A 5,973-nucleotide genomic window follows, 5' to 3' on the forward strand; every position below is an offset into this window, starting at 1 on the left:
CGAGGCCGACCGCCCGATCCTCGATGAGGTTGCCGATATGAGAGCATCGACTCCCACCGACGCTGCCAAACGCATCGTGCCGGATGTGGCCGAGGAAGCGATGAACCTGCTGCGCACTCGGGCTGAGCTCGATGCCGCCGTCAATCGGATCATCGACCGGGAACAGGAGATGCTCACCGCAGTCCGATCGCGTCCGGTGCTGGCCGAGCCGCAGACTATGGTGGCCGCTCGGGAAGACGAACTTCGTACGATTCGCCGCCGCAGCCTGCAGGCAACGACCAGTCTGATGTTCCAAGGGCAGAACGAGATCAACCACCTGCGTTCGCAAGCCCAATCTCTCTCGCCCCTGCGCACACTGGAACGCGGGTATGCCGTCGTCCAGAATGACAACGGTGAGGCCATCAGAGAATCCGCCGAGGTATTTGTCGGAACATCAGTCCACGTCCGGGTGGCTCGCGGACGCTTCGATGCCGATGTGACTGCCACAGACGAGTCTCGCGACAACAAGTGAACGCCCCAACGCACTGAACGCATTCGACACATCACACGGAGGACACCATGACCGAACCATCTCCAGCACAGGATCGCCCCGAGGTCGCCGCTCTCAGCTATGAGCAGGCGCGTGAGGAACTGGTCACAATCGTCAAACGCCTCGAAGCCGGAAACCTGCCTCTCGAAGAGTCATTGAGCCTGTGGGAGCGCGGTGAGGCTCTGGCCGATCGCTGCCAGTCGTGGCTCGACGGAGCACGCGAACGCCTCGACAAAGCGCGCGAAGAGTCCGCCGACGACGACTGATATCGGTGGCCTCTGATTTTCGCAACGCTGGAGAACCCGCGGCCTGCGTTGCCCGTGGGCACAACGCAGGCACCTGCTGGCCGATAGACCATTGACGCGAGACCATTTGGTCTCTTATTCTGATGGCGTGGATTCGGACACAGTTTTCAAAGCACTTGCCGACCCGACACGTCGACGGCTGCTTGACCGATTGTTCGACCACAACGGTCAATCGATCACCCAGCTCGAAGCTGACATGCCGATGAGCAGGTTCGGAATCGCGAAGCACCTCAGGATCCTTGAGGAGGCGAACCTACTTGCCACTCGCAGACAGGGTCGCGAGAAGCTGCATTTTCTCAACCCTGTGCCGATCCGGCAGATCCATGATCGTTGGATGAGTAGATATGCAGAGGCACCGATCTCTGCGCTGATCAGCCTGGCAGAAGATTTGGAGTCACACGATCATGGCACCGACGTCGCAGCCCCCACAGCAGGACCAGACACCCCCGACGAAACAGAAGCCTGAGTCGACGACAGACCAGGTCTATCAGATCTTCATCAGGGCGACACCCGAAGAGATCTGGAATGCAATCATCCAGCCGGAGTTCTCGGCAAAATACTTCTACGGCTCTCGAGTGGAGACCACCGCAGAGTCGGGATCGCCATTTCGATACCTCTCCCCCGACGGTGAGTCCCTGTGGGGTGATGAAACGGTTATCGAATCCGATCGACCGTTCCGACTCGTCGTCGGGTGGCGATCACTCTATGACACCGAACTCGCGGCGGAACCGACAAGCAGGGTGACCTGGGAGATCCGTCGTCACGATGACTCAGTCTCTCTGCTCACCGTGATCCATGACCACTTAGGCGCTTCGCCTAGAACAGCGGAGCAGGTCTCAGGTCCTGGTTGGATGATGGTCCTCAGCGGTCTCAAGACCGTCCTTGAGACCGGGCATGGGCTGACCGAGCCGACCTCCTGAGAACAGGAAGAGACGCATCAGCTCCGATGTGAGTCCGAAGTGAGCTGATCGACGATCTGATCACTTCAGCTGTTCGGCGACCTGCTTCGCGAAGGCATCGATGGTGTCGGGCCTCGCGATTGCGGTGATGACGACGAAGGTGTCGCCCTTGCCTGTGACCCAATGCTCCTTGGCATCCTCGGTCCGATAGATTTGAAAGTCAGAGCCGCCGACGGTCACCGTCTCAGCGGCAATCGCATCATCGACCTGGTTCTCGGCCCAGCTCTCGCTGGCCTTGGCCTGCTCAATGCTCACCCATTGCCGCTCAGTTCCGACGAAGGACATATACCAGGACGTGTGGTCGGATTCGCCCACACGGTCCAAGTTCGCCTCGTTCGATGTCCACCCGCTCGGGATTTCCGGCACGATGAGATCGAAGTCGGCGCTGTCCTGGGACTGCTCCGCAATCGTCTGGTAGTCAACCACACGCTGGGAGTCGACTTGCGGCTGCGGGGCGATCAGCAGAACCACTGCGACGACGGCCAGGCAGGCGAAGATCGCAATGATCATATTGACCCAGTTCGAGTTCTTCCGAAGGAAGCGCATCTCTTCCCTGGACCCCGGGAGCATCACTCCGGACTCGTCAGCCATTGGCACTCCCTCGGGACCGGCATCCGTGCGTGTCACGGGCGCCTGCGTTCCCACAGTGTTGGTATCAGATTGGGCGTTCACATCGCCATTGTCCTCGGGGAAGGCTCCAAGGGCCAATCCTGGGTGGGCTTTCATGATGGTGGCCACAGTAGCGGCGCGAAATCGTCCCGATGTCGGCGCCGAACGTGTGGGGTGGCACAATTGGACCTATGAGTGACTCCAATGAATCTGCTGACGTGAAATCTCATCATGACCGAGGCCGAGTGGATGCCGAGGCTCCTCCCGTCGCTGTGACGGATGCCTGGTCCCAGAAAGCTCAGGTCGGAGCCGACGCTCCCGACCGCAACCTCGCCCTCGAGCTCGTCAGAGTCACCGAGGCCGCCGCTATTGCAGCCGCTCCTTGGGTGGGCCGCGGCGACAAGATCGCTGCCGACGGTGCCGCTGTCGCCGCAATGCGCAACGTAATCTCGACCGTCCGCATGGCCGGACGAGTCGTCATCGGAGAAGGCGAGAAGGACGAAGCGCCGATGCTCTTCAACGGTGAGCAGGTCGGCGACGGCGGAGGCCCCCACTGCGATGTGGCCGTCGATCCGATCGACGGCACCCGTCTGACCGCGCTGGGGATGCCCAACGCCATTTCGGTCATGGCAGTCACCGAAGACGGCGCCATGTACGACCCGTCGGCTGTCTTCTACATGGAGAAGCTCGTCACCGGCCCTGCTGCCGCCGATGCCGTCGACCTGCGCCTGCCTGTGGCAGAGAACATCCGCCGCGTCGCCAAGGGCAAAGGCACGAATGATCCAGCTTCTGTGACCGTGATGATCCTCGATCGTCCGCGCCACCAGACGATGATCGACGAGATCCGAGCCGCAGGGGCACGCATCCAGCTCATCACCGATGGTGATGTCGCCGGTGCAATCGCCGCCTGCCGTCCCGGTACCGGTGTCGACATGCTGATGGGAATCGGCGGCACCCCCGAGGGCATCATCACCGCCTGCGCAATCAAGGCACTGGGCGGAGTCATCCAGGGCCGTCTGTGGCCACAGGACGATTCCGAGCGTGAGGCTGCGGCTGCAGCCGGGCTCGACGTCGACAAGGTACTCAACACCGATGACCTCGTCACCGGTGACAACAGTTACTTCGTGGCCACAGGCATCACCAACGGCGACCTGCTCGACGGTGTGAAGTTCGACGGCGGACACGTCACCACTCACTCGCTGGTCATGCGCTCGAAGTCGGGAACCGTACGTTCGGTCTTCGCCGAGCATCAAGCAGCGAAGACCCACTCGTACGTGGAGGCCGCCGAGGAGGCAGCCCGCCGAGGACTCATCTGAGCCCACCCCTTGATATCCACCCCGGTCACTGTCGAATTCGGACACCACCGATTCGACCCCTGGCCTGACAACCGGAAGTGAGGATCTCTCTGATGCCGAACGAGGCTTGGAAACGTCTGCTCGAAGGCAACCATCGCTTCGTCGATGACGTCCCGCAGCACCCCAATCAGGACACCGCGCGGCGTGAGGCACTGTCGAACAACCAGATGCCTTTCGTCACCCTCTTCGGCTGTTCGGATTCTCGAGTCGCAGCGGAGATGATCTTCGACGTCGGCCTCGGCGACATGTTCGTCGTGCGCAATGCCGGACAGGTCGTCGATCCCGTGACCCTCGGCTCCCTCGAGTATGGGGTCGAGATTCTCGGCACTCCCCTACTTGTCGTGCTCGGTCACGACAATTGCGGCGCGGTGACGGCGGCGTACAACTCCTACGACACCGGAGAGACTCCCCCCGGGTTCATCTCCGACGTCGTGGCCCGGATCCTCCCTACTGTGGCCAGAGCTCGCAAGAACAACCGCACAACCGTCAATGAGACGGTCGCGCAGAACACCATGGACACGGTGGAGAAGATCATGCAGCTCTCGGCAATCATCTCCCGCGCAGTCGAAGAAGGTCGCCTCATCATCGTCGGCCTGACTTACCAGCTGCATGACGGCCGCACAACGGTCGTCGCGCAGCACGGCGGTGACGAAGACGCGGTCTCGACCCGCTTCGCTTGACCACGGCCGCATCTGCGGCCGATGAACAATGACTAACAGCCCAGACACCTTGTCGGAAAGGACAACTATGAGCGAAGAATTTCGCATCGAACACGACACCATGGGAGAAGTGAAAGTACCCAAAGATGCCCTGTACAGCGCGCAGACACAGCGCGCCGTGCAGAACTTCCCGATCTCCGGCAAGACCCTGGAATCGGCGCACATCGCCGCTTTGGCCCAGGTCAAGAAGGCAGCTGCGAAGGCCAACCTGGAACTCGGAGTCCTCGATGCTGACCGGGCCGGAGCCATCCAAAAGGCCGCCGAGGCGGTCATCTCCGGCGAATACGACGCCCACTTCCCCATCGACGTGTTCCAGACAGGTTCGGGAACATCGTCGAACATGAACACCAACGAGGTTCTTGCCTCCCTGGCGACGAAGGCCCTCGAATCCCAGGACATCGACGTTCATCCCAATGACCACGTCAACGCATCGCAGTCCTCGAACGACGTGTTCCCCACCTCCGTGCACGTCGCCGTGACCAAGGCACTGGTCAATACGCTGGTCCCGGCCATGGAGACCTTGGCGACCTCACTGGAGAAGAAGGCGAAGGAATTCGCCCAGATCGTCAAGTCGGGCCGCACCCACCTCATGGATGCCACCCCGGTGACGCTGGGGCAGGAATTCGGCGGCTATGCTGCCCAGGTCCGCTACGGAATCGAGCGCATCGAGGCGTCATTGCCCCGCGTCGCTGAGGTCCCACAGGGCGGAACTGCCGTCGGCACCGGCATCAACACCCCTGCCGGATTCTCCGCACGCGTCGTCGAGATCCTCGCCGAAGAGACCGGGCTTCCCATCACGGAAGCACGCAACCACTTCGAGGCTCAGGCCAACCGCGACGGACTCATCGAAGCCTCGGGTCAGCTGCGTACGATCGCCTACGGCTATATGAAGATCTGCAACGATCTGCGGTGGATGGGATCGGGACCGAACACCGGCCTCGGCGAGATCGCCATCCCCGACCTGCAGCCCGGTTCCTCGATCATGCCAGGCAAGGTCAACCCGGTCATCTGCGAAGCCACGATCCAGGTCGCGGCCCAGGTCATCGGCAACGACACCACTGTTGCGCTGTCGTCGACAAACGGCGCCTTCGAGCTCAACGTCGGCATTCCTGTCATGGCGTCGAATCTGCTCGAATCCATTCGACTGCTCGCGAACTCCTCGACCGTGATGGCCGAGAAGATGATCGACGGGCTCCAGGCCAATGAGGAGCGCGCCCGCTTCCTCGCCGAGGCGAGCCCCTCCATCGTGACTCCGCTGAACAAGGTCATCGGCTACGAATCGGCGGCGAAGATCGCCAAGCACGCCGTGGCCAACAAGATGACCGTCAAGGAAGCCACCATGGATCTCGGCTTCGTCTCCGACGGCTCTATCACCGAGGCTGACCTCGACAGCGCACTCGATGTCACCACGATGATCGGTGACTACAAGTAAGTCACTCAGACTGCAAGTCGGCCACACAGCAGATAAGTCTCACAACACAGGGGCGGGGGGGGGGG

The 5,973-nt window shown here is 61.5% G+C and carries 8 protein-coding genes; 7 read left to right on the top strand and 1 reads right to left on the bottom strand.

Features of this window, described 5'->3' with window-relative positions:
- From ACE03M_RS11325 to ACE03M_RS11340, 4 genes are all read left to right on the top strand, one after another.
- Positions 1-511 (top strand): exodeoxyribonuclease VII large subunit (locus ACE03M_RS11325; protein WP_485934020.1); only part of this gene is annotated, 511 nt, incomplete at its 5' end.
- Positions 512-558: 47 nt separating this feature from the next.
- Positions 559-795, top strand: a complete 237-nt coding sequence (locus tag ACE03M_RS11330; RefSeq protein ID WP_485934021.1) for an exodeoxyribonuclease VII small subunit — start codon at positions 559-561, stop codon at positions 793-795.
- Positions 796-922: 127 nt separating this feature from the next.
- Positions 923-1,300 (top strand): ArsR/SmtB family transcription factor, encoded by a 378-nt coding sequence (locus tag ACE03M_RS11335; protein ID WP_485934022.1) that lies wholly within the window; start codon positions 923-925, stop codon positions 1,298-1,300.
- A complete protein-coding gene (locus ACE03M_RS11340) occupies positions 1,239-1,754 on the top strand; it encodes an SRPBCC family protein (protein ID WP_143921271.1) in 516 nt (171 codons plus the stop codon). Before ACE03M_RS11335 ends, ACE03M_RS11340 begins: the two co-directional genes overlap by 62 nt.
- 60 nt (positions 1,755-1,814) lie before the next feature.
- Here ACE03M_RS11340 and ACE03M_RS11345 read toward each other — a convergent pair whose 3' ends face one another.
- Complete coding sequence (locus ACE03M_RS11345) at positions 1,815-2,519, bottom strand: DUF4245 domain-containing protein (RefSeq protein ID WP_260847985.1); 705 nt, start codon at positions 2,517-2,519, stop codon at positions 1,815-1,817.
- A gap of 74 nt (positions 2,520-2,593) precedes the next feature.
- Between ACE03M_RS11345 and glpX the strand changes: the two genes are divergently transcribed.
- The 3 genes from glpX to ACE03M_RS11360 all read left to right on the top strand — a co-directional run bounded on the left by glpX (position 2,594) and on the right by ACE03M_RS11360 (position 5,908).
- Positions 2,594-3,718, top strand: a complete 1,125-nt coding sequence (gene glpX / locus ACE03M_RS11350; RefSeq protein WP_009883708.1) for a class II fructose-bisphosphatase — start codon at positions 2,594-2,596, stop codon at positions 3,716-3,718.
- A 92-nt stretch (positions 3,719-3,810) separates the two neighbouring features.
- On the top strand, positions 3,811-4,437 hold the full coding sequence (locus ACE03M_RS11355) for a carbonic anhydrase (RefSeq protein WP_143921270.1): 627 nt from the start codon (positions 3,811-3,813) through the stop codon (positions 4,435-4,437).
- A 67-nt stretch (positions 4,438-4,504) separates the two neighbouring features.
- Positions 4,505-5,908, top strand: a complete 1,404-nt coding sequence (locus tag ACE03M_RS11360) for a class II fumarate hydratase (RefSeq protein WP_143921269.1) — start codon at positions 4,505-4,507, stop codon at positions 5,906-5,908.
- Positions 5,909-5,973 lie beyond the last annotated feature (65 nt).

Source organism: Brevibacterium sp. AGC70 (genome assembly GCF_057334195.1).

Coding starts and splice junctions, on each gene's coding strand:
- ACE03M_RS11330 (WP_485934021.1), top strand. CDS start 559: ATGACCGAACCATCTCCAGCACAGGATCGCCCCGAGGTCGCCGCTCTC.
- ACE03M_RS11340 (WP_143921271.1), top strand. CDS start 1,239: ATGGCACCGACGTCGCAGCCCCCACAGCAGGACCAGACACCCCCGACG.
- ACE03M_RS11345 (WP_260847985.1), bottom strand. CDS start 2,519: ATGAAAGCCCACCCAGGATTGGCCCTTGGAGCCTTCCCCGAGGACAAT.
- glpX (WP_009883708.1), top strand. CDS start 2,594: ATGAGTGACTCCAATGAATCTGCTGACGTGAAATCTCATCATGACCGA.
- ACE03M_RS11355 (WP_143921270.1), top strand. CDS start 3,811: ATGCCGAACGAGGCTTGGAAACGTCTGCTCGAAGGCAACCATCGCTTC.
- ACE03M_RS11360 (WP_143921269.1), top strand. CDS start 4,505: ATGAGCGAAGAATTTCGCATCGAACACGACACCATGGGAGAAGTGAAA.